Annotated in this window: 23 protein-coding genes; 14 read left to right on the top strand and 9 right to left on the bottom strand. The window is 64.3% G+C overall.

Going from position 1 to position 21783, the window contains the following annotated elements; translation table 11 throughout:
* The first annotated feature begins 135 nt into the window (after window positions 1-135).
* From ACPFMA_RS07345 to ACPFMA_RS07330, 4 genes are all read left to right on the top strand, one after another.
* Window positions 136-1923, top strand: coding sequence for an N-acetylglutaminylglutamine amidotransferase (locus ACPFMA_RS07345; RefSeq protein ID WP_425929909.1), 1788 nt, complete (start codon window positions 136-138; stop codon window positions 1921-1923).
* Window positions 1924-1926: 3 nt separating this feature from the next.
* Window positions 1927-3672: an N-acetylglutaminylglutamine synthetase gene (ngg, locus tag ACPFMA_RS07340; RefSeq protein WP_009407523.1), complete on the top strand. Its 1746-nt coding sequence runs from the start codon at window positions 1927-1929 to the stop codon at window positions 3670-3672.
* Window positions 3673-3697: 25 nt separating this feature from the next.
* The gene (locus ACPFMA_RS07335) at window positions 3698-4882 is read left to right on the top strand and encodes an osmoprotectant NAGGN system M42 family peptidase (RefSeq protein ID WP_420057335.1); all 1185 of its coding nucleotides are present in this window, start codon (window positions 3698-3700) and stop codon (window positions 4880-4882) included.
* 155 nt (window positions 4883-5037) lie between these two features.
* Window positions 5038-5265, top strand: coding sequence for a YheU family protein (locus tag ACPFMA_RS07330; protein ID WP_009407519.1), 228 nt, complete (start codon window positions 5038-5040; stop codon window positions 5263-5265).
* Here the strand turns inward: ACPFMA_RS07330 and csrA are convergent, their stop codons facing one another.
* From csrA to ACPFMA_RS07315, 3 genes are all read right to left on the bottom strand, one after another.
* Window positions 5266-5451, bottom strand: coding sequence for a carbon storage regulator CsrA (csrA, locus tag ACPFMA_RS07325; RefSeq protein WP_064304968.1), 186 nt, complete (start codon window positions 5449-5451; stop codon window positions 5266-5268). It abuts the gene before it with no gap.
* A 129-nt stretch (window positions 5452-5580) separates the two neighbouring features.
* Window positions 5581-5916, bottom strand: a complete 336-nt coding sequence (locus ACPFMA_RS07320) for a YnfA family protein (protein ID WP_425929908.1) — start codon at window positions 5914-5916, stop codon at window positions 5581-5583.
* A 48-nt stretch (window positions 5917-5964) separates the two neighbouring features.
* Window positions 5965-6780 (bottom strand): SDR family oxidoreductase, encoded by an 816-nt coding sequence (locus ACPFMA_RS07315; protein WP_009407512.1) that lies wholly within the window; start codon window positions 6778-6780, stop codon window positions 5965-5967.
* A gap of 272 nt (window positions 6781-7052) precedes the next feature.
* Here ACPFMA_RS07315 and ACPFMA_RS07310 point away from each other — a divergent pair, with 272 nt between their 5' ends.
* Complete coding sequence (locus ACPFMA_RS07310; RefSeq protein WP_009407510.1) at window positions 7053-7205, top strand: DUF3309 family protein; 153 nt, start codon at window positions 7053-7055, stop codon at window positions 7203-7205.
* 70 nt (window positions 7206-7275) lie between these two features.
* Here ACPFMA_RS07310 and ACPFMA_RS07305 read toward each other — a convergent pair whose 3' ends face one another.
* The 3 genes from ACPFMA_RS07305 to ACPFMA_RS07295 form a co-directional block, all read right to left on the bottom strand.
* Window positions 7276-8934 carry a cation acetate symporter gene (locus ACPFMA_RS07305; protein WP_009407507.1) on the bottom strand — a complete coding sequence of 553 codons (1659 nt, stop codon included), beginning with the start codon at window positions 8932-8934 and terminating at the stop codon, window positions 7276-7278.
* Window positions 8931-9242, bottom strand: a complete 312-nt coding sequence (locus ACPFMA_RS07300; protein WP_009407505.1) for a DUF485 domain-containing protein — start codon at window positions 9240-9242, stop codon at window positions 8931-8933. Before ACPFMA_RS07300 ends, ACPFMA_RS07305 begins: the two co-directional genes overlap by 4 nt.
* 204 nt (window positions 9243-9446) lie before the next feature.
* The gene (locus ACPFMA_RS07295; RefSeq protein ID WP_425929907.1) at window positions 9447-10295 is read right to left on the bottom strand and encodes a glycine betaine ABC transporter substrate-binding protein; all 849 of its coding nucleotides are present in this window, start codon (window positions 10293-10295) and stop codon (window positions 9447-9449) included.
* Between the two features lie 359 nt (window positions 10296-10654).
* Between ACPFMA_RS07295 and ACPFMA_RS07290 the strand changes: the two genes are divergently transcribed.
* On the top strand, window positions 10655-12202 hold the full coding sequence (locus ACPFMA_RS07290; RefSeq protein WP_425929906.1) for a beta (1-6) glucans synthase: 1548 nt from the start codon (window positions 10655-10657) through the stop codon (window positions 12200-12202).
* A gap of 101 nt (window positions 12203-12303) precedes the next feature.
* Here the strand turns inward: ACPFMA_RS07290 and ACPFMA_RS07285 are convergent, their stop codons facing one another.
* Window positions 12304-12669, bottom strand: a complete 366-nt coding sequence (locus ACPFMA_RS07285) for a hypothetical protein (RefSeq protein WP_064304972.1) — start codon at window positions 12667-12669, stop codon at window positions 12304-12306.
* Window positions 12670-12908: 239 nt separating this feature from the next.
* Between ACPFMA_RS07285 and ACPFMA_RS07280 the strand changes: the two genes are divergently transcribed.
* The gene (locus ACPFMA_RS07280) at window positions 12909-14207 is read left to right on the top strand and encodes a lipoprotein (RefSeq protein ID WP_009407497.1); all 1299 of its coding nucleotides are present in this window, start codon (window positions 12909-12911) and stop codon (window positions 14205-14207) included.
* Window positions 14200-14985 (top strand): MlaA family lipoprotein, encoded by a 786-nt coding sequence (locus ACPFMA_RS07275; protein WP_420057330.1) that lies wholly within the window; start codon window positions 14200-14202, stop codon window positions 14983-14985. Before ACPFMA_RS07280 ends, ACPFMA_RS07275 begins: the two co-directional genes overlap by 8 nt.
* A gap of 110 nt (window positions 14986-15095) precedes the next feature.
* On the opposite strand, the gene ACPFMA_RS07270 is transcribed toward ACPFMA_RS07275, so the two are convergent.
* Window positions 15096-16259: a patatin-like phospholipase family protein gene (locus ACPFMA_RS07270; RefSeq protein WP_064304974.1), complete on the bottom strand. Its 1164-nt coding sequence runs from the start codon at window positions 16257-16259 to the stop codon at window positions 15096-15098.
* A gap of 33 nt (window positions 16260-16292) precedes the next feature.
* Complete coding sequence (locus ACPFMA_RS07265; RefSeq protein WP_009407491.1) at window positions 16293-17219, bottom strand: lipid A biosynthesis lauroyl acyltransferase; 927 nt, start codon at window positions 17217-17219, stop codon at window positions 16293-16295.
* Between the two features lie 122 nt (window positions 17220-17341).
* Between ACPFMA_RS07265 and minC the strand changes: the two genes are divergently transcribed.
* The 6 genes from minC (at window position 17342) to ACPFMA_RS07235 (ending at window position 21747) form a co-directional block, all read left to right on the top strand.
* The gene (gene minC / locus ACPFMA_RS07260; RefSeq protein ID WP_279897992.1) at window positions 17342-18100 is read left to right on the top strand and encodes a septum site-determining protein MinC; all 759 of its coding nucleotides are present in this window, start codon (window positions 17342-17344) and stop codon (window positions 18098-18100) included.
* A 102-nt stretch (window positions 18101-18202) separates the two neighbouring features.
* Window positions 18203-19015, top strand: coding sequence for a septum site-determining protein MinD (gene minD / locus ACPFMA_RS07255; RefSeq protein ID WP_009407487.1), 813 nt, complete (start codon window positions 18203-18205; stop codon window positions 19013-19015).
* A gap of 3 nt (window positions 19016-19018) precedes the next feature.
* Window positions 19019-19276, top strand: coding sequence for a cell division topological specificity factor MinE (gene minE / locus ACPFMA_RS07250; RefSeq protein WP_009407485.1), 258 nt, complete (start codon window positions 19019-19021; stop codon window positions 19274-19276).
* A gap of 93 nt (window positions 19277-19369) precedes the next feature.
* A complete protein-coding gene (locus tag ACPFMA_RS07245) occupies window positions 19370-20005 on the top strand; it encodes an RluA family pseudouridine synthase (protein ID WP_425929905.1) in 636 nt (211 codons plus the stop codon).
* A 151-nt stretch (window positions 20006-20156) separates the two neighbouring features.
* Entirely contained in the window at window positions 20157-21446 is a 1290-nt protein-coding gene (locus ACPFMA_RS07240) for a M18 family aminopeptidase (protein ID WP_009407481.1), read from the top strand.
* A gap of 130 nt (window positions 21447-21576) precedes the next feature.
* Complete coding sequence (locus tag ACPFMA_RS07235; protein WP_009407479.1) at window positions 21577-21747, top strand: hypothetical protein; 171 nt, start codon at window positions 21577-21579, stop codon at window positions 21745-21747.
* Window positions 21748-21783: the final 36 nt, after the last annotated feature.

The raw sequence follows: 21783 nt of genomic DNA, 5'->3' as shown, positions 1-21783 counted from the left end.
CACAGAGGCCGAGTCGCTCCGGCCGTCGACCTCCCTTATTCCATATCGATCTAAAACTCCCACAACCTCACCCGGTCAGTTTCTGAGTGCCCCCTATTCGGGCACTTTCCCCAACGGCAAAACCGGTAAGGACTTATGTGCGGATTAGCTGGAGAGTTTCGTTTCACCCCTGTAGCAACCCCCTCGCGCCCGGCAGACCTCGCCGCGGTCGAGCGGATCACCCATCACCTGGCCCCTCGCGGCCCCGATGCCTGGGGCTTCCATAGCCAGGGCCCGATCGCCCTCGGCCACCGTCGCCTGAAGATCATGGACCTGTCCGACGGCTCGGCCCAGCCCATGGCCGACCCGCAACTCGGTCTGTCCCTGGCCTTCAACGGCGCCATCTACAACTTCCCGGAACTGCGCGCCGAGCTGGAAAGCCTCGGCTACAGCTTCTATTCCGGCGGCGACACCGAAGTGCTGCTCAAGGGCTATCACGCCTGGGGCGAGCAATTGCTGCCACGCCTGAACGGCATGTTCGCCCTGGCCATCTGGGAACGCGACAAGCAGCAGTTGTTCCTCGCCCGCGACCGCCTCGGCGTCAAGCCGCTGTACCTGTCGCGTACCAACGAGCGCCTGCGCTTCGCCTCGACCCTCCCGGCCCTGCTCAAGGGCGGTGATATCGATCCGGTGCTGGATCCGGTGGCCCTCAATCACTACCTGAATTTCCATGCCGTGGTCCCCGCGCCACGCACCCTGCTGGCCAACATTGAAAAGCTGCCGCCCGCCACCTGGATGCGCATCGACGCCCAGGGCCGAAGCCAGCAGCAGCAATGGTGGAGCCTGCACTACGGGCCACGCACCGATGAACAGGACCTGACCCTGGAGGACTGGCGCGACCGCGTGCTCGACAGCACCCGCGAAGCCGTGGCCATCCGCCAGCGAGCAGCGGTCGATGTCGGTGTGCTGCTGTCCGGCGGCGTCGATTCCAGTTTGCTGGTCGGCCTGCTGCGCGAGGTCGGTGTGGAAGACCTGTCGACCTTCTCCATCGGTTTCGAAGATGCCGGCGGCGAGCGCGGCGACGAGTTCCAGTACTCCGATCTCATCGCCCGGCACTACGGCACCCGCCACCACCAGTTGCGCATCGACGAACGCGAGATCATCACCCGGTTGCCGGCAGCCTTCCGTGCCATGAGCGAGCCGATGGTCAGCCACGACTGCATCGCCTTCTACCTGCTGTCGCGGGAAGTGGCCAAGCACTGCAAGGTGGTGCAGAGCGGCCAGGGCGCCGACGAGCTGTTCGCCGGCTACCACTGGTACCCGCAGGTGGATGGCGCCGCCGACCCGGTGGCGGCGTATCGCGCGGCATTCTTCGACCGCAGTTTCGAGGAATACCGCGACACCGTGCAGTTGCCATGGCTGGTGGACAGCGACGTGGCCGGCGACTTCGTCCGCCAGCACTTCGCCCAGCCGGGCGCCCGCGAAGCCGTGGACAAGGCGCTGCGCCTGGACAGCACGGTGATGCTGGTGGACGACCCGGTCAAGCGCGTCGACAACATGACCATGGCCTGGGGCCTGGAGGCGCGCACGCCGTTCCTCGATTACCGCCTGGTGGAGCTGTCGGCACGCATTCCGGCGCGCTTCAAGCTGCCGGACGGCGGCAAGCAGGTGTTGAAGGAAGCGGCGCGACTGGTCATTCCCAACGAGGTGATCGATCGCAAGAAGGGCTACTTCCCGGTACCCGGCCTCAAGCACCTGCAAGGCGCGACCCTGGATTGGGTGCGCGAACTGCTGCTGGACCCCAGCCAGGACCGCGGCCTGTTCAACCCGGCAATGCTCGACCGCCTGCTGAGCGACCCGCACGGCCAGCTCACGCCGCTGCGCGGTTCGAAACTGTGGCAACTGGCGGCCCTGAACCTGTGGCTCAGCGAACAAGGAATCTGACCGATGAAAGCCCATCCATCCACCTATGGCCAGCGCCTGCTGCGCGGCCAGGTGCCGTCCTATGAACGCCTGCAGGCGCGCCTGGCCGATGAAGGCAGCGAGCCCCATGAAGAGCCGCGTTCGCTGCACTGCGGCTGGGGACGCCTGCTGATCGGCCATACCTATGCCGAGCCTGGCCAACTGGCCCGGGCGCTGCTGGAGGAACAACCGGGCGAGCGGGATATCGCCTTGTATGTCGCCGCACCACAGCAGGTCCTGGCCCAGGCCCCGCAGCAGTTGTTCCTCGATCCTTCCGACACCCTGCGCCTGTGGTTCAGCGACTACCGCCCGGCCAGCCGGGTGTTTCGCGGCTTCCGCATCCGCCGGGCGCAAAGCGACGAGGACTGGCAGGCGATCAATACCCTGTACCAGACCCGCGGCATGCTGCCGGTCAAGACCGAGCTGCTGACGCCGCGCCACCTGGGCGGTCCGGTGTATTGGCTGGCGGAGGACGAGGACACTGGCGCGGTGATCGGCAGCGTGATGGGCCTGAACCACCTCAAGGCCTTCGAAGACCCCGAGGGCGGCAGCAGCCTCTGGTGCCTGGCGGTGGACCCCAACACCACCCGGCCTGGCGTGGGCGAGGTGCTGGTGCGCCATCTGGTGGAGCATTTCATGAGCCGCGGCCTCAACTACCTCGACCTCTCTGTGCTGCATGACAACCGCCAGGCCAAGCGGCTCTATACCAAGCTCGGCTTCCGCAACCTGCCAACCTTCGCGGTCAAGCGCAAGAACGGCATCAACCAGCCACTGTTCCTCGGCCCGGGGCCGCAGGACGGGCTCAACCCGTATGCGCGGATCATCGTCGAGGAAGCCTACCGGCGCGGAATCGACGTTCAGGTGGACGATGCCGACAGCGGCCTGTTCACCCTCAGCCATGGCGGACGCCGGGTGCGTTGCCGCGAGTCGCTGAGCGACCTGACCACGGCCGTGAGCATGACCCTGTGCCAGGACAAACGCCTGACCCAGCGCACCCTCGCCGCTGCCGGGCTTAACGTGCCGGCGCAGCAATTGGCGGGCAATGCCGACGACAACCTGGCCTTTCTGGAGGACCACGGCGCGGTGGTGGTCAAGCCGGTGGATGGCGAACAGGGCCATGGCGTGGCGGTCAACCTCACCACCCTGGACGAGGTCACCCAGGCCATCGAGCAGGCTCGGCGCTTCGACAGCCGGGTGTTGCTGGAGAGCTTCCACGAAGGCCATGACCTGCGCATCCTGGTGATCGGCTTCGAAGTGGTGGCGGCGGCGATCCGGCATCCGGCCCAGGTGATCGGTGATGGCCAGCACAGCATCGGGCGCCTGATCGACGCGCAAAGCCGGCGCCGGCAGGCGGCCACCGGCGGGGAAAGCCGGATTCCCAAGGATGAGGAAACCCTGCGCACGCTCCAGGCCGCCGGCTTCGATTACGACAGCATCCTCCCCGCCGGCCAGCGCCTGGCGGTACGGCGTACTGCCAACCTGCATACGGGCGGCTGCCTGGAAGACGTCACCGCGCGCCTGCACCCGACCCTGGCCGAGGCCGCGGTCCAGGCCGCCCGCGCCCTGGATATCCCGGTGGTCGGCCTCGACCTGATGGTGCGCGCCGCCGACCAGCCGGAGTATGTGTTCATCGAGGCCAACGAACGCGCCGGCTTGGCCAACCACGAACCGCAACCCGTTGCCGAACGCTTCGTCGACCTGCTGTTTCCCCTGAGCCGGACGACGAACTGATCCAAACCGTGCACCAGGAGTATCCATGACTGCCCCGCTACCCGAACCGGACCTGACATACCTGCAGAAAGTCCTTCTGGAAATGCTGGCGATCCCGAGTCCCACCGGCTTTACCGACACCATCGTGCGCTATGTCGCCGAACGCCTGGAGGAACTGGGCATCCCCTTCGAACTGACCCGGCGCGGCACCATCCGCGCCACCCTCAAGGGCCGCAAGAATTCACCCGATCGCGCCGTCTCAGCGCACCTCGACACCATCGGTGCCAGCGTCCGCGCCCTGCAGGACAATGGCCGCCTGGGGCTGGCGGCGGTGGGTTGCTGGTCGAGCCGTTTTGCCGAGGGCAGCCGGGTCAGCGTGTTCACCGACAACGGCGTGCTGCGCGGCAGTGTGTTGCCGCTGATGGCCAGCGGTCATGCATTCAATACCGCCATCGACCAGATGCCGGTGAGCTGGGAACACATCGAGGTGCGCCTGGACGCCTATTGCGCGACGCGGGCCGACTGCGAATCGCTGGGGATCAATATCGGTGACTTCGTCGCGTTCGATCCGTTGCCCGAGTTCACCGAAAGCGGGCATATCAGCGCCCGCCACCTGGACGACAAGGCCGGCGTGGCCGCGCTGCTGGCGGCGCTCAAGGCGGTGGTGGAAAGCGGCCGGACGCCGGAGATCGACTGTCATCCGCTGTTCACCATCACCGAGGAAACCGGCTCCGGCGCGGCAGGTGCCCTGCCCTGGGATGTCAGCGAATTCGTCGGCATCGATATCGCCCCGGTCGCGCCGGGGCAGCATTCCAGCGAGCACGCGGTCAGCGTGGCGATGCAGGACTCGTCCGGGCCCTATGACTACCATCTGTCGCGCCACCTGCTGCATCTGGCCAACGAGCACAACCTGCCGGTGCGGCGCGACCTGTTCCGCTATTACTTCAGCGATGCGCACTCGGCGATCACCGCCGGGCACGATATCCGCACCGCGTTGCTGGCATTCGGCTGCGACGCGACCCATGGCTACGAGCGGACCCATATCGATAGCCTGGCGGCATTGAGTCGCCTGCTCGGCGCCTACCTGCTGAGCCCGCCTGTATTCGCGGCGGATTCGCACCCGGCGGGGAGTTCGCTGGAGAGGTTCAGTCATCAGCTTGAGCATGATGCTCAGATGGAGAGTGATACCCGGGTGCCGACGGTGGATGAGGTGCTTGGTCGAAGAGATTGATCTAAGAGCGCCGCGGACCCTGTGGGAGCGGGTTCACCCGCGATTACGATGGTGAATTCACCACGGCAATCGCGGGTGAACCCGCTCCCACAGGGTCCGCGGTGATCCGCAAAAGCAGGTAGCATATGCCATCAATTCAAAGCAGACCCAGCCCCATGCTCATCCCCTACGACCAGCTCGAAGCCGACACCCTGACCCGCCTGATCGAGGACTTCGTCACCCGCGACGGCACCGACAACGGCGACGATACCCCGCTGGAAACCCGCGTCCTGCGGGTACGCCAGGCATTGGCCAAGGGACAGGCGTTCATCCTCTTCGATATGGACAGCCAGCAATGCCAATTGCTGGCCAGGCACGATATCCCCAAGGAGCTGTTCGACTGATCAGCCCGCCTTCTGCTTCTGCGCTTCCTCCGCCAGGCGCCGGTAGATTTCGGCGCGGTGGATTTCCACGTCGCGCGGTGCACTGATGCCGAAGCGCACCGTACCGCCGTCCACGGCAATCACCTTGAGCTTGATGTCGTTACCGATGTTGATGACTTCGCCAATCTCGCGTCCTATGACCAGCATCGCCAAATCCTCCATATCCGGGTGAATCTGGAGACTGTCTGTCGGCGTAGTCCGCTTCAATGGTCTGGCAGACAAATAGAGCTGCCCTACAACAGCGCAGGAAGTGACCTACTGAAATTTCCTACAAAATCAGCCTGCGCTCTGCAACCGCGGGCCCAGCAGGATGACCGTCGCGCCTAGCACGCAGAGCGCTGCACCGAGCCAGTCGCTGGTCAAGGGGCGGCCTTTCTCGACGAAGGCCAGCCACAGCAGCGAGGTGACGATATAGATTCCGCCGTAGGCGGCATAGGCGCGACCGGCGTAGGCGGCCTCGACCCGGGTCAGCAGCAGGGCGAACAGGGTCAGGCTGAACAGTGCCGGGGCGATCCACCAGGCGCTCTTGTCCAGCCGCAGCCACATGTAGAAGGCGTAGCACCCGGCGATCTCGAACACGGCAGCGAGTAAAAACAGCAGGTAATTGATCACAGGTATCCCCGGAGCTGGCAAAACGCCGAGGATACCTGATGGTGCGGCTCAGGATTGGCTCGAACGGCCCTTGGCGCGCATTTTCTCGGCCATGCTGGCCATCTCGTCGTAGAGCGCCTGCGGGTCATGCTGCTTGAGGTGCCAGGCCATGCGCCCCTGTTCGTGGGGCAGGATCATGAACTGGCCAGCGGCGACCTGCCGGAAGATGTAATCGGCGATATCCGCCGCGCTGATCGGCGAGCTTTCCAGCAGTTTGCCGACCTGGGCCTTCATTGCCGGCGTCGGGCCGCGGAAGGAGTCGAGCAGGTTGGTCTGGAAGAACGACGGGCAGACCACATGTACATCGACTTCGAGCTGGCGCAGTTCCACCAGCAGGCTTTCCGAAAGCGCCACCACCCCGGCCTTGGCCACGTTGTAGTTGCTCATGGCCGGGCCCTGCATCAAGGCGGCCATGGAGGCAATGTTGATGATCCTTCCCTTGCTCCGCTCCAGCAACGGCAGGAAGGCCTTGCAGCCCTTGACCACACCCATCAGGTTGATTGCGATCTGCCAGTCCCAGTCTTCCAGCGACAGCTCGGCGAAGAAGCCGCCGGAAGCGACGCCTGCGTTGTTGACGATCACATCGACGCCGCCCAGGTGTTCCTCGCAGGCCTGGGCCAAGGCGATCAGCTGGCTGTAGTCGCGCACATCGCAGCGTTGGGTGAAGCCGTCGCCGCCGGCTTCACGAACCAGGGCCAGGGTCTGTTTCAGGCCCTCCTCGTTAACGTCGCTCAATGCCAGTTGCCAGCCTTCGCGCGCCCAGCGCAGGGCGATCTCGCGCCCCAGTCCGGAGCCCGCGCCGGTGATCATCATGCGGTTCTGCATAGCGCCTGCCTTGTGTGTTTCGTGATGGTGACGGGCAGTGTAGCGAAGGGTTTGCGGGGGCCGGAGGGGTATCAGGTTGCTGAATGGTGGTGACCTCGCGGGCGCTATCGCTGGCAAGCCAGCTCCCACAGCCCCCTGTGGGAGCTGGCTTGCCAGCGATAGCGCCCGCGAGAGCGACCCGATTAAACTTTCTGCCCAGGCCCGCAATCACACTAAGTAAGCGGACCTGACCAGCAGGTCTGCCCATCCGACCGAAACCAGAGGAATCCGTCATGGGCACAATTCTCATCATCATCCTGATCCTGCTGCTGATCGGCGGCCTGCCGGTCTTCCCGCACTCCAGGAGCTGGGGCTACGGGCCATCCGGCGTTATCGGGACCGTGCTGATCGTGCTGCTGATCCTGCTATTGCTCGGCTACATATGACCCGCGACTGAATCGCAGGCAAAAAAAACGGCCCTTCATCGAAGGGCCGTTTTTCATTGACGCTCAGGACTCAGTGGGAAACCGCACCACTGGCGCCCAGGCCGGTCTGCGAACGCACGAACTGCGGGAAGAACAGCGCACGCTCGTCTTCAGCGGCCTTGGACTTGTCGGTGATCGAGAAGAACCAGATACCGATGAAGGCAATGATCATCGAGAACAGCGCCGGGTATTCGTACGGGTAGATCGGCTTCTCGTGATGCAGGATCTGCACCCAGATGGTCGGGCCGAGGATCATCAGCGCGACCGCACTGATCAGGCCCATCCAGCCGCCGATCATGGCGCCGCGGGTGGTCAGCTTCTTCCAGTACATCGAGAGCAGCAGTACCGGGAAGTTGCAGCTCGCCGCGATGGAGAACGCCAGGCCGACCATGAAGGCGATGTTCTGGCTTTCGAAGAGAATGCCCAGGCCGATGGCCAGCACGGCCAGGGCGATGGTGGTGATCTTCGAAACGCGGATCTCGTCCTTCTCGTTGGCCTTGCCCTTGCGCCAGACGCTGGCGTACAGGTCGTGGGATACCGCCGAGGCACCGGCCAGGGTCAGGCCTGCTACCACCGCGAGGATGGTGGCGAAGGCTACGGCCGAGATGAAGCCGAGGAAGACGCTGCCGCCTACTGCGTCGGCCAGGTGCACCGCCGCCATGTTGTTGCCGCCGATCAGGGCGCCGGCAGCGTCCTTGAAGGCAGGGTTGGTGCTGACCAGCAGGATCGCGCCGAAGCCGATGATGAAGGTCAGGATGTAGAAGTAACCGATGAAGCCAGTGGCGTAGAACACCGACTTGCGCGCTTCCTTGGCGTCGCTCACGGTGAAGAAGCGCATCAGGATGTGCGGCAGGCCGGCGGTACCGAACATCAGCGCCAGGCCCAGGGAGAAGGCCGAGATCGGGTCCTTCACCAGGCCGCCGGGGCTCATGATCGCCTCGCCTTTCGGGTGCACGGCGATGGCCTGGGAGAACAGCTGGCTGAAGTCGAAGTTGACGTGCTTCATCACCATTAACGCCATGAAGCTGGCACCGGAGAGCAGCAGCACTGCCTTGATGATCTGTACCCAGGTGGTCGCCAGCATGCCGCCGAACAGCACGTACAGGCACATCAGGATACCGACCAGGATCACCGCGATGTGGTAGTCGAGGCCGAACAGCAGCTGGATCAGCTTGCCGGCACCGACCATCTGGGCGATCAGGTAGAAGGCCACCACCACCAGCGAGCCGGAGGCGGACAGGGTACGGATTTCCTTCTGGCCGAGGCGGTAGGAAGCCACGTCGGCGAAGGTGTATTTACCCAGGTTGCGCAGGCGTTCGGCGATCAGGAAGAGGATGATCGGCCAGCCGACGAGGAAGCCGATCGAGTAGATCAGGCCGTCGTAGCCGGAGGTGAACACCAGGGCGGAAATCCCCAGGAAGGACGCTGCGGACATGTAGTCGCCAGCGATCGCCAGGCCGTTCTGGAAGCCGGTGATCTTGCCGCCGGCGGCGTAGTAGTCGGACGCCGAGTTGTTTTTCTTCGAGGCCCAGTAGGTGATGCACAGGGTGGCACCGACGAAGGCGACGAACATCAGGATCGCCGCTACGTTCAGCGGTTGTTTCTGCACCTCGCCGGTGAGGGCGTCGGCGGCCCAGACGGCGGGTGCGAACGCGCCGATGGCCAGGGTTGCCAGTACACGCCGGATCATTGCTGAACCTCCTTGAGGATTGCGTTGTTCAGCTCGTCGAACTCACCGTTGGCACGACGTACGTAGATGCCGGTGAGAATGAAAGCCGACAGGATCAGGCCGACGCCGAGGGGAATACCCCAGGTGATCGACGAGCCGGGACTGATCTTGGCGCCCAGTACTTGCGGGCCATAGGCAATCAGGAGAATGAAAGCAGAGTAGAGACCGAGCATGATCACCGAGAGAATCCAGGCGAATCGTTCCCGTTTTGACACCAGCTCCTTGAACCGCGGGCTGTTTTGTATCGATAGGTAAATGCTGTCGTTCATTGTTTTTGTCCTCGCAGCACAGATTAGGTAGAACCCGTCACCACTTTATGCTGCCCATGAACGCGCTCCAGACGACCTTAGTCTTAGATGTAAAAGGCTTTTGCGAAATGGTAACAACCCTGAAATGCAAAGGCCGCCCACCGGAAAAACCGGGGGCGGCCCTGGCGAGGCTCAGGATAGAGGCATCAAGCCATCATACTGGCCTTATTTACCGGTCCATTCGGCGACGCGCTCGGGGTGCTTGGCAACCCAGTCCTTGGCGGCGGCGTCGGGTTTTGCGCCCTCTTGAATGGCCAACATGACCTCGCCGATCTCGTCTTTCGACTGCCAGGAGAACTTCTTCAGGAAATCGGCCACTTCCGGCGCCTTGGTCGCCAGTTCCTTGCTGCCGATGCTGTTGACGGTCTCGGCGGCGCCGTACACGCCTTTCGGGTCTTCGAGGAAGCGCAGTTTCCACTTGGCGAACATCCAGTGCGGTACCCAGCCGGTCACCGCGATGGATTGCTGCTTGGCATAGGCGCGGCCCAGTTCGGCGGTCATCGCCGCGCCGGAGCTGGCCTGCAGCTTGTAGCCGTCCAGCGCGTAGTCCTTGATCGCCTGGTCGGTCTTGAGCATCACCCCGGAGCCGGCGTCGATACCCACGATCTTTTTCTTGAAGCTGTCATCGGTCTTGAGATCGGCGATCGATTGCGCCTTCACGTATTCCGGCACGATCAGGCCGATCTTGGCGTCCTTGAAGTTGGGGCCGTAATCGACGACCTCATCCTTGTTCTTGGCCCAGTACTCACCGTGGGTGACCGGCAGCCAGGCGGAAAGCATGGCGTCCAGCTTGCCGGTGGCCACGCCCTGCCACATGATCCCGGTCGCCACGGGCATCAGCTTCACGTCATAGCCCAGTTTCTGTTTGATGACCTCGGCCGCCACATGAGTGGTCGCCACACTGTCGGACCAGCCATCGACATAGCCGATGCTCACTTCCTTGGCCATCGCCTGCCCGGCGCTCATCGCCAATACCAGGGCGGCACCCGCCCCCAGGAGTCGTCGCATTTTCATCAAGCTTCCCCTTGTCGCTTAAACGGATAGTCACTTCACGGGACGTCACGTGCCCGACAGAAATCGGGCCATGTCTTGTTCTGGTGCAAGGCGCCCCCTTCACGCCTGGATTCTCTACAGCAGGAACGGGACCGGAATCGCATCAGCGGAGCACTGATGGCTGTCATCATCAACCCCGGACCGCCACGATCCTGTTTTGTCTGCGACCTTGAAACACCGAGAAACGACATCAGCTGGCCAGCAGTGCCCCGGCCTGCCGGGCTTGCGGGAAAACCCGCCCGAACTTTGCATGCCAAGGAAAAATCCCCGGGCGTTTGCAGGTAGTATTGGCAGCTTTGTTTCCTCAGCCGGATCGTTCCATGTCCTCGACTGCCCGCTTTGCGCTGCCGCCCTACCTGTTCGCTTGCCTGCTCGGCCTGCTCGCCCTCGCCGGGCTCTGGTACGGGCTCGGCAAGCCGGTGCTGCTGCCTGACGCCGCCAGCGCCACGCATAAATTGCAATGCGCTTCCTATACGCCGTTCGACAAGGACCAGTCGCCGTTCGACCAGCCTTTCACCCTGCGTCCGGAGCGTATCGATGCCGACCTGGCGCTGCTTTCGAAGCGTTTCGAGTGCATTCGCACCTATTCCATGACCGGGCTTGAAGACATCCCGGCCATTGCTCGCAAACATGGGTTGAAAGTCATGCTCGGGGCCTGGGTCAACGGCAATCCGGTGGATACCGACAAGGAAGTCCGCGCCCTGATCGCCTCGGCCAACGCCAACCCGGACGTGGTCCGCGCGGTGATCGTCGGCAACGAGACCCTGCTGCGCAAGGAAGTCACCGGCGACCGCCTGGCTGCATTGATCGGCCAGGTGAAAAGCCAGGTGCAGGTACCGGTGACCTATGCGGACGTCTGGGAGTTCTGGCTGCAGCATCCGCAGATCGCCCCGGCCGTGGACTTCCTGACCATCCACCTGCTGCCGTACTGGGAAGATGATCCGCGCGGCATCGACGATGCCCTGGCCCATGTCGGCGAGATCCGCCAGGTGTTCGGCAACACATTCGCCCCCAAGGACATCCTGATCGGCGAGACCGGCTGGCCCAGCGAAGGCCGCCAGCGCGAAACCGCAGTGCCGAGCCGGGTCAACGAGGCGCGCTTCATTCGCGGCTTCGTGGCCATGGCCGAGGAGCATGGCTGGCATTACAACCTGATCGAAGCCTTCGACCAGCCGTGGAAGCGTGCCAGCGAAGGGGCCGTTGGCGGTTACTGGGGCCTGTATGACGCCGATCGCCAGGACAAGGGCGTGCTGGAAGGCCCGGTGAGCAACCTGCCGTTCTGGCCGCAGTGGCTGGTCGCCAGTGGTGTGCTGTTCTTCGCCACCTTGTTGGTGGCCGGGCCGGTGCGTACCACGCGCAATGCGCTGGCCTTGCCGCTGCTGGCGGCGATCGGCGCGGCGAGCATCGGCTTGTGGGGCGAACTGGCGCGGACCAACGCACGTTTCGTCGGCGAGTGGACCTGGGTGGTGTTGCTGACGTGCTTGAACCTGATCGTCCTCGTCCACGGCGCACTGGCCCTGGCGGCACGGGACGGCTGGCGCCAGCGGGCGTTCGCCTGGCTGGAGGCACGCGGCGCCTGGTGGGTGATCGCGGCAGGCTTCGCGGCAGCGGTAAGCATGCTGGCGCTGGTGTTCGATCCGCGCTACCGGAGTTTCCCGAGTGCAGCGTTCGTGGTGCCGGCGCTGGTTTACGTGGTGCGGCCGGTCAGGGTGGCGCGGGCCGAGGTGGCGTTGTTGACCCTGATCGTGGGTGCAGGGATCGCGCCGCAGTTGTATCGCGAAGGGCTGGTCAGTCAGCAGGCGTGGATCTGGGCGGGGGTCAGTGTGGTGATGACTGCTGCCTTGTGGCGCTGCCTGAGAACCCGCTAACGCTTCCGGGCCTCATCGCCGGCAACGCCGGCTCCCACAGGTATTGTATGCACCGCAGAACCTTGTGGGAGCCGGCGTTGCCGGCGATGAGGGCCTAAAGTTCACCGCAGAGACCGGCGAACCAGCCGCAACCCCGCCAGCACCACCGTAAACACCGCAATACTCGCGGTGTACAGCACCAAGGCCGGTATCCCCGCCACCAGCGCCAGCACCGCCAGCCACCAGCCAGCCTTGCGTGGTATCACGGTCGCCAGCAGCGCCAGCCCCAGGCCGATCCAGGCCAGGATCCGGAAGTGAATGGTCAGCCCCAGCATCGAGCGCACCGAGCACTCCCACACCTGTACCTGCGCCGAGCACACCCCTACCCACTGCGGGTCCTCCATGAAGCCGTAGCGCACGGCATAACTGGCAGCCAGCCACGCCGGAATGAACAGCAGCAGTGCGATCAACGGCAAACGCTGGGACATCAGGAACTCCAAAGTTAGAAAAATCGCCGGCCAGCATAATCCCTCGGACCGTGGGCGCAAGGCGAAAGCGCGGCCCTGGGCTACTTTTATCCTCAGGATAAATGGAACCAATTGTTGCAACGACCAAAGCAGGGGCGGCAACATTCGAAGCAACAAAGACAGTGGCACTTGGCAACTTCTTTCGTCATGCAAGTGTCCTAGGCTGCATCGTGCTTTAGCCTTTTTTCCGGGGACCCGTCATGTTTCGACCTCTGCGCCTTGCTGCCTTGCTGGGTGGCCTTTTGCTGTGTGCGGCCGCGTCGGCGGCGGATATCGATGCCGCCAGCTATGGCTACCCGCTGACCAACCCCTTCGAGGCGACCATCGCCACCACGCCGCCGGACCTGCGTCCCGAGCTGCCCACCGACGATGACATCACCCAGAGCGACTACACCCTGAACATGCGTCCGGAACGGGAGTTCATCCTGCCGGACAATTTCTGGCCGGTGAAGAAGCTCACCTACCGCCTGGCCCGGCAGGACCACGAGGCGCCGTTGATCTTCCTGATCGCCGGTACCGGTGCCCCCTTCAACTCGAGCATCAACGAGTACCTCAAGCGCCTGTACTACAAGGCCGGCTTCCATGTCGTGCAACTGTCCTCGCCGACCAGCTACGACTTCATGAGCGCCGCCTCGCGCTTCGCCACGCCGGGCGTCAGCAGCGAGGACGCCGAGGATCTGTACCGGGTCATGCAGGGTGTGCGCGCCCAGCATCCGCGCCTGGCGGTGAAGGAGTTCTACCTCAGCGGCTACAGCCTCGGCGCCCTCGACGCGGCGTTCGTCGCCCACCTCGACGAGACCCGGCGCAGCTTCAATTTCAAGCGTGTGCTGCTGCTCAACCCGCCGGTGAACCTGTACACCTCGATCACCAACCTCGACCGCCTGGTGCAGACCGAGGTCAAGGGGGTGACCAGCCATACCACCTTCTACGAGTTGATCCTCGCCAAGCTGACCCGCTACTTCCAGCAGAAAGGCTATATCGACCTCAACGACGCCCTGCTCTACGACTTCCAGCAATCGCGCCAGCACCTGAGCAACGAGCAGATGGCCATGCTGATCGGCAGTTCGTTCCGCTTCTCCGCCGCCGATATCGCCTTTACCTCGGACCTGATCAACCGCCGCGGCCTGATAATCCCGCCGAAATTCCCGATCACCGAAAGCAGCAGCCTGACGCCCTTCTTCAAGCGCGCCCTGCAATGCGACTTCGACTGCTACCTGACCGAGCAGGTGATCCCGATGTGGCGCGCCCGCACCGATGGCGGCAGCCTGCTGCAATTGATCGACCAGGTCAGCCTCTACGCGCTGAAGGACTACCTGAGCCAGTCACCGAAGATCGCCGTGATGCACAACGCCGACGACCTGATACTCGGCCCTGGCGATATCGGTTTCCTGCGCAAGACCTTTGGCGACCGGCTGACCCTGTACCCCCATGGCGGCCATTGCGGCAACATCAATTACCGCGTCAACAGCGACGCCATGCTGGAGTTCTTCCGTGGTTAAACGTCTGCTGATCACCGCCCTGCTGCTGTCCGCCGCCCCGGCCTTCGCCGACGAAACCGCGCCTGCGGCCAGTGCCCTGGATACCGACGGCTTCACCGAGCCGTTGAAGGAACTGAAATTCAACCCAGGGCTGGACCAGCGCGAATTCGAGCGCGCCACCCTCGACGCCCTGGAAGTCTACGACCCGATGGAGTCGTGGAACCGCCGCGTCTACCACTTCAACTACCGCTTCGACCAATGGGTATTCCTGCCGGTGGTCAACGGTTATCGCTATATCACCCCGCAATTCGTGCGCAGCGGGGTCAGCAACTTCTTCAGCAACCTCGGCGACGTGCCGAACCTGCTCAACAGCCTGCTGCAGTTCAAGGGCAAGCGTTCGCTGGACATCACCGCGCGGCTGCTGGTGAACACCACCATCGGCGTCTTCGGCCTGTGGGACCCGGCAACCATGATGGGCGTGCCCAAGCAGAACGAGGATTTCGGCCAGACCCTGGGCGTCTGGGGCGTGCCGAGCGGGCCGTATGTGGTGTTGCCGATTCTCGGCCCGTCGAACCTGCGCGATACCGGCGGGCTGGTAGTGGACTATGGCGCGGAAAACCAGATCAACTTCCTCAATGTCGCGGAAGTCAGCAGCGATCACCCGGAAATCTGGGTGCTGCGGGCCGTGGACAAGCGCTATACCACCAACTTCCGTTACGGGCAGATGAACTCGCCGTTCGAATACGAGAAGGTGCGGTATGTGTATACGGAGTCGCGCAAGCTTCAGATAGCCGAGTGATCAAAGCACGACACAGTCACCTGTGGGAGCGGGTTTACCCGCGATTGCGATGGTGGATTCACTGACGCAATCGCGGGTAAACCCGCTCCCACAGAGACCGCGTCCGCTTGTTACGGGTGATTTCCAGACAACCCCAGGAAACCGCAAAGCTGCGCCCGCTTGGCCAGCGCATCCCGCCGCCCCAGTTCGATCAGCTCGCTGCAATACCCTGCCTCGAACAGCAGGTAGCTGAGCACCCCTGCCCCACTGGTTTTGGTCGCCCCCGGCCCGCGCAGGAACATGCGCAAGGCCGGCGGCAGTTCACGGCGATGGCGCGCGGCGATCTCGTCCAGCGGCTGGCTGGGCGCTACCACCAGCACCTCGACCGGCGCCAGGCCGAGGCGCTGGGGATGATCCTGGGGCGGCACCAGGTGGCTGAGGTGGTTGAGTCGCTGGAGCAGCTCCAGGTCATCTTCCAGGCTGTCGATGAAAGTGCTGTTGAGCAGATGTCCGCCGATCTGCGCCAGGCTGGGCGGCTGGCCGCTGTAGACCCGGGCATGCGGCATGGTGTCCGCCGGCCCGCGCGGATTGCCGCTGACGCCCACCACCAGGATGCGGTTGGCTCCCAGGTGCAGCGCCGGGCTGATCGGCGCCGACTGGCGCACCGCACCGTCACCGTAGTACTCGTGGCCCAGCTTGACCGGCGCGAACAGCAGCGGGATCGCCGAGCTGGCCAGCAGGTGTTCGATGCTCAGGCGGGTCGGCAAGCCGATACGACGATGGCGCAACCACGGATCGATGGCGCCGCGCCCCTGGTAGAAGGTCACCGCCTGGCCCGACTCATAGCCGAAGGCTGTCACTGCCACCGCCCGCAGGTGGCGCTGCTCGATGGCATGGCCGATGCCGCTCAGGTCCAGATGCTCGGAAAGCAGCCCGCGCAGAGGGGAACTGTCGAGCAGGGCCACCGGCACCTGGCGCCCCAGGCCAAGCAGGCTGTGGCCGACGAAACGACTGGCCTGGCGCACTACCCCGGGCCAGTCGCTGCGCAATACATGGTGGCTGCGAAAGCCTTGCCAGAAGCCGGTGAGACGGCGTATCGCCTCGGCGAAATGCAGGGCGCCGCTGGCCAGGGTGACGGCATTGATCGCACCGGCCGAGGTGCCGACGATCACCGGAAAGGGATTGGCCGCGCCTTGCGGCAGCAGGTCGGCAATGCCCGCCAAAACCCCCACCTGGTAGGCGGCACGGGCGCCGCCGCCGGAAAGGATCAAGCCGGTGACCGGTTCTGCTGCCATGCACGCACTCCCTGGAATGACGGAAAAAGCGGGTTACTTCTTGTACAGCTTCGGTTCGCCCGGCGGCCGCGACTTGAAGCGCCGGTGCGCCCACAGGTACTGCTCGGGACACTCGCGCAGGGCCTGCTCGATCCACTGGTTGATGCGCAGGCAGTCGGCTTCCTCGGTCTCGCCCGGGAAGTCTTCGAGCGGCGGATGGATCACCAGGCGATAGCCACTGCCGTCGGCCAGGCGCTCCTGGGTGAACGGAATGACCCGGGCGCGGCCCAGGCGGGCGAACTTGGTGGTGGCGGTGACCGTCGCCGCCGGAATACCGAACAGCGGCACGAACAGGCTCTGCTTGGCACCGTAGTCCTGGTCCGGTGCGTACCAGATGGCGCGTCCGGCGCGCAGCAGCTTGAGCATGCCGCGCACGTCCTCGCGTTCCACCGCCAGGGAATCGAGGTTATGCCGCTCGCGGCCACGGCGCTGGACGAAGTCGAACAGGGCGTTCTTGTGTTCGCGGTACATGCCGTCGATGGTGTGGACCTGGCCGAGCAGCGCGGCGCCGATTTCCAAGGTGGTGAAATGCAGGGCCATCAGGATGGCACCCTGGCCATCACGCTGCGCCGCCTGCAGATGCTCCAGCCCCTCGATGTGCGCCAAGCGCGCCAAACGGGCCTTTGGCCACCACCAGCTCATGGCCATTTCGAAGAACGCGATACCGGTGGAAGCGAAATTTTCCTTGAGCAGGCGGGTTCGCTCGACGGACGGCAAGTGCGGGAAGCACAGCTCCAGGTTGCGTGCGGCGATCGCCCGGCGCGCTCCGGCCACGCGGTACATCACCGCCCCCAGGGCACGGCCGATCCCCAGCAAAACCGGGTACGGCAGCTGAACGATCAGCCAGAGCAGGCCGAGCCCCAGCCACAGCGGCCAGAAACGCGGGTGCAGGAAGTACGGACGAAAACGCGGGCGATCCATTCAAGATTCCGGAAAGAAAAAGGCCGGGCATTCTACAACGGTTCGGCGCGGGTTGCGGCTAACCGGCGTTCTCGTTATAAGTCTGGGCACTTTTCGCAACGAAAGCCGCTTCGACGCAGACCATGAGCCAAAGCCAGACGCCAGACCCAGCCCCCGTGTTCCAGCTCAAGGGCAGCATGCTCGCCATCACCGTGCTCGAGCTTGCCCGCAACGACCTCGATGGTCTCGACCGGCAGTTGGCGGCCAAGGTCGCCCAGGCGCCGAACTTCTTCAGCAACACGCCGCTGGTGCTGGCGCTGGACAAGCTGCCGGCCAACGAAGGCAGCGTCGACCTGCCGGGGATGATGCGCATTTGCCGCCAGCACGGCCTGCGCACCCTGGCGATCCGTGCCAGCCGCATCGAGGACATCGCCGCCGCCATCGCCATCGACCTGCCGGTGCTGCCGCCGTCCGGCGCCCGCGAGCGCCCGGTGGACCCGGTGGAAATCGAGCCGGCGAAAAAAGCCGAACCCGCCCCGGCGCCACCGCCGCCGCCACCGGAGCCGACGGTACGCCCGACCAGGATCATCACCACGCCTGTACGCGGCGGCCAACAGATCTATGCTCAGGGGGGCGACCTGGTCGTGGTGTCGGCGGTCAGCCCGGGTGCGGAACTTCTCGCCGATGGCAATATCCATGTGTACGGGCCAATGCGCGGTCGCGCCCTCGCCGGTATCAAGGGCAACACCAAGGCACGGATCTTCTGCCAGCAGATGACCGCCGAACTGGTTTCGATCGCCGGGCAGTACAAGGTCTCCGAAGACCTGCGCCGCGATCCGCTGTGGGGGGCCGGCGTGCAGGTCAGCCTGTCCGGGGACGTGTTGAACATCACCCGCCTTTAACGGATACTGCCGCCATTTTCCGTGCAACTTTAGTCAGTTAGTTGCCGTTTTTGCATTTAGGGACCGCACGTCCTTTTTCATCATTTTTAGGGGTGATACACCTTGGCCAAGATTCTCGTGGTGACTTCCGGCAAGGGTGGTGTGGGCAAGACCACCACCAGTGCCGCCATCGGTACCGGCCTCGCGCTGCGCGGGCACAAGACAGTGATCGTCGACTTCGACGTCGGCCTGCGTAACCTCGACCTGATCATGGGCTGCGAGCGCCGCGTGGTGTACGACTTCGTCAACGTCGTCAACAACGAGGCCAACCTGCAGCAGGCCCTGATCAAGGACAAGCGCCTGGAGAACCTCTACGTGCTGGCCGCCAGCCAGACCCGGGACAAGGACGCGCTGACCCAGGAAGGCGTGGAGAAGGTCCTGATGGAGCTGAAGGAGAACTTCGACTACGTGGTCTGCGACTCCCCGGCCGGCATCGAGAAGGGCGCGCACCTAGCGATGTACTTCGCCGACGAAGCCATCGTCGTGACCAACCCTGAAGTGTCCTCGGTACGCGACTCCGACCGCATGCTCGGCCTGCTGGCCAGCAAGTCGCGCCGCGCCGAACGCAACGAAGACCCGATCAAGGAACACCTGCTGATCACCCGTTACCACCCCGAGCGCGTGAGCAAGGGCGAGATGCTGGGCGTCGAAGACGTCAAGGAAATCCTCTCCGTCGCGCTGCTGGGTGTCATCCCCGAATCCCAGGCCGTGCTCAAGGCCTCCAACCAGGGCGTCCCGGTCATCCTCGACGACCAGAGCGATGCCGGCCAGGCGTACAGCGACACTGTCGACCGCCTGCTGGGCAAAACCGTGGAACACCGGTTCCTCGACGTACAGAAGAAGGGATTCTTCGAGCGCCTGTTTGGAGGCAATTGAACCATGAACCTTTTTGACTTCTTTCGTGCCAGCAAAAAACAGAGTTCCGCGTCGGTTGCGAAAGAGCGTCTACAGATCATCGTGGCGCACGAGCGCGGACAGCGCAGCACCCCGGACTACCTGCCGGCCCTGCAGAAAGAACTGCTGGAAGTGATCCGCAAGTACGTCAACATCGGCAACGATGACGTGCAGGTGGCGCTGGAGAACCAGGGCAGTTGCTCGATACTCGAACTCAACATCACCCTGCCCGAACGCCCCTGAGCGTCTGCGGGTAACCTGCCACGGCGACGGCCGGGCCCGGGCTGCACATGCCCGGGCCCGACCGTCGCCGTTGGCGTTTGCAGAGAACACGCAATGCCGCTGTCCAACGTCGAGATCCTCCACCAGGATGCCGCCATCCTGGTGGTCAACAAGCCAACCCTGCTGCTCTCCGTGCCTGGCCGGGCCGAGGACAACAAGGACTGCCTGATCACCCGCCTGCAGGAAAACGGCTACCCCGATGCGCTGATCGTCCACCGACTGGATTGGGAAACCTCAGGGATCATCCTGCTTGCCCGCGACGCCGACAGCCACCGCGAACTGTCCCGGCAATTCCACGACCGCGAGACCGAGAAAGCCTATACCGCCCTGTGCTGGGGCCAGCCGGAGCGCGACAGTGGCAGCATCGACCTGCCGCTGCGCTACGACCCGCCCACCAAGCCGCGGCACGTGGTGGACCACGAACAGGGCAAGCATGCCCTGACCTTCTGGCGCATCGTCGAGCGCTGCGGCGACTGGTGCCGGGTCGAACTGACGCCGATCACCGGGCGCTCGCACCAGTTGCGCGTGCACATGTTGTCGATCGGTCATCCATTGCTGGGTGACCGGCTGTATGCCAATCCCGAGGCACTGGCAGCCCATGAGCGGCTGTGCCTGCACGCCTCGATGCTGAGCTTCACCCACCCGGTGACGGGCGAGCGCCTTACGTTCGAGTGCCCGGCGCCGTTCTGACGGGCCTCATCGCCGGCAACGCCGGCTCCCACAAGGATCGTGTGCACCGCGCCCCTGTGGGAGCCGGCGTTGCCGGCGATGGACCGCAAAGCGGTCCCAACGAGCGCAACATCTGCGCTAAACTCGCGCCCACTGCTGTCTGGAGTGACTTATGCGCGATGCCCTGAACCAAGGCCTGATTGATTTCCTCAAAGCCTCTCCCACGCCCTTCCATGCCACCGCCAGCCTGGCCCAGCGCCTCGAGGCGGCCGGCTACCAGCGCCTGGACGAGCGCGACAGCTGGGCCACGGTGCCTGGCGGTCGCTATTACCTGACCCGCAACGACTCCTCGATCATCGCCATCAAGCTCGGCCGCCATTCGCCGCTGCTGGACGGCATCCGCCTGGTCGGCGCCCATACCGACAGCCCGTGCCTGCGGGTCAAGCCGCAACCCGAGCTGCAGCGCCACGGTTTCTGGCAACTGGGGGTGGAGGTCTACGGCGGCGCCCTGCTCGCGCCCTGGTTCGACCGCGACCTGTCGCTGGCCGGCCGCGTCACCTTCCGCCGCGACGGCAAGGTGGAAAGCGCGCTGGTGGACTTCAAGCTGCCCATCGCGGTGATCCCCAACCTGGCGATCCACCTCAACCGTACCGCCAACGAAGGCTGGGCGATCAACCCGCAGACCGAGCTGCCGCCGATCCTGGCCCAGGTGGCCGGTGACGAGCGCGTCGATTTCCGCGCCCTGCTCACCGAGCAACTGGCCCGCGAACACGGCCTCAACGCCGATGTGGTGCTGGATTACGAACTGAGCTTCTACGACACCCAGGACGCCGCCCTGGTCGGCCTGCACGGCGAATTCATCGCCGGCGCGCGCCTCGACAACCTGCTGTCCTGCTACGCCGGCCTGCGTGCCCTGCTCGACGCCGACAGCGACGAAACCTGCGTGCTGGTGTGCAACGACCACGAGGAAGTCGGCTCCTGCTCGGCCTGCGGTGCCGACGGCCCGATGCTGGAACAGACCCTGCGCCGCCTGCTGCCGGACGGCGACGAGTTCGTCCGCACCATCCAGCGCTCGCTGCTGGTCTCGGCGGACAACGCCCACGGCGTGCACCCCAACTATGCCGAGAAGCACGACGGCAACCACGGTCCCAAGCTCAACGCCGGCCCGGTGATCAAGGTCAACAACAACCAGCGCTACGCCACCAACAGCGAAACCGCCGGGTTCTTCCGCCACCTGTGCATGGCCGAGGAAGTCCCGGTGCAGAGCTTCGTGGTGCGCAGCGACATGGGTTGCGGCTCGACCATCGGCCCGATCACCGCCAGCCACCTGGGCGTGCGCACCGTCGATATCGGCCTGCCGACCTTCGCCATGCACTCGATCCGCGAGCTGTGCGGCAGCCAGGACCTGGCCCATCTGGTCAAGGTACTGACCGCGTTCTATCGCAGCCGCGAGCTGCCATGAAACCGTGGCGGGGCGCTCTGCCCCGCCACGCCCCCGCTGGCGGAGCCGGCGCTTTGTGACGCCAGTCAACCTCGCGCTGTCATTTAGCGCCTATGCTCAAGCCAGACTTTTCGCAGCAAGGAGAAGGATCTTGAGTCTGTCCACGTTCCAGTCGATGTTCCTGCCGGTCCTCGCGGGCCTGATTCTGTTGACCATCGGCTTCAACAAGCGGGAAAACAATTCCGGTGTGCTGATGATGTGGCTCGGCATGCTTTCCATACTTGGCATCATGGTCTGGAAGATCCTCGAGAAACTCGACTGACGGATGCTCTACACTGCGCCGATTACCTGTGTTCGA

This window comes from Pseudomonas sp. NyZ201 (genome assembly GCF_049860765.1).
Lineage (GTDB): Bacteria > Pseudomonadota > Gammaproteobacteria > Pseudomonadales > Pseudomonadaceae > Aquipseudomonas > Aquipseudomonas bharatica.
The sequence above is the reverse complement of the archived record's forward strand: the minus strand, read 5'-3'. Positions and strand labels throughout refer to the sequence as shown.